The organism is Aeromicrobium sp. PE09-221 (genome assembly GCF_002174305.1).
Taxonomy (GTDB): domain Bacteria; phylum Actinomycetota; class Actinomycetes; order Propionibacteriales; family Nocardioidaceae; genus Aeromicrobium.
The window spans coordinates 1-703 of sequence record NZ_MIJB01000068.1 but is presented as its reverse complement, the minus strand read 5'-3'; the positions used below and the strand labels follow the sequence as shown (position 1 = coordinate 703).

At 60.0% G+C, this 703-nt stretch carries 2 protein-coding genes; both read left to right on the top strand.

Features of this window, described 5'->3' with window-relative positions; translation table 11 throughout:
* A partial coding sequence (locus tag BHE97_RS19295; RefSeq protein WP_236757804.1) for a hypothetical protein occupies positions 1-256 on the top strand: 256 nt, incomplete at its 5' end.
* Between the two features lie 102 nt (positions 257-358).
* Positions 359-607, top strand: coding sequence for a hypothetical protein (locus BHE97_RS19290; protein WP_087622571.1), 249 nt, complete (start codon positions 359-361; stop codon positions 605-607).
* Positions 608-703: the final 96 nt, after the last annotated feature.

Below are 703 nucleotides of genomic sequence, written 5' to 3'. Positions count from 1 at the left end.
CCTATCAGAGTGCAGGGTTGATGGCGTCGCGGACGAGAGCGACATGCCCGTCTGTGGGAGGCAGGGCAAGGAGTACAGCCACCTGTGCCGCATCGGTGCGCGGCGCTTCGTCGACGCCCGGACGTCCGACTGCGTCACGGTCGACATGTACGACCAGTCCGGCTCGCTGCACTGCTGCTACTACTACTTCGCCGTCGCCACGTCCCGCCTGAGGTGGCTGGTTCACGCACAAGATCTGAGCGCTCGAGCGAATTGACCCGGAAGGGTCACGACCCCCGTCCCCGGCGGTCCTAGATTGAAATTGCGAGATATTCCGCATGGGGACGGGGGAAACCTCGGGCAAGGAGAGAGCACAGCGATGTACAGCGTTCATAAATTGCTCTGGGACATTCGCCGGGATCCCTCCGTCAAGGACCGTTATATGCGTGATTCCGGCAAGGTTCTCGACGAATACGGGATCGAGGACGAGTTCCGGGATCACTTGCAGAAGCTTGATTTCAAGTCCATGTACGAAAAGGGCATCAATCCTTATCTCTTGTATTTCTGCGCGATCCAGCTCGAAGTCGATCGTGCCGAATACTACGCGCGGATTCGTGGGGAGAAATGACAATGGCTAACACCGGGAAGATCGTCGGGGCGTTCGCTGCCTCGCACTCGCCGGGCATCACCGGATGGCCCGAACGGGCCGAACCCGCGCAGCAGA

Coding starts and splice junctions, on each gene's coding strand:
- BHE97_RS19290 (WP_087622571.1), top strand. CDS start 359: ATGTACAGCGTTCATAAATTGCTCTGGGACATTCGCCGGGATCCCTCC.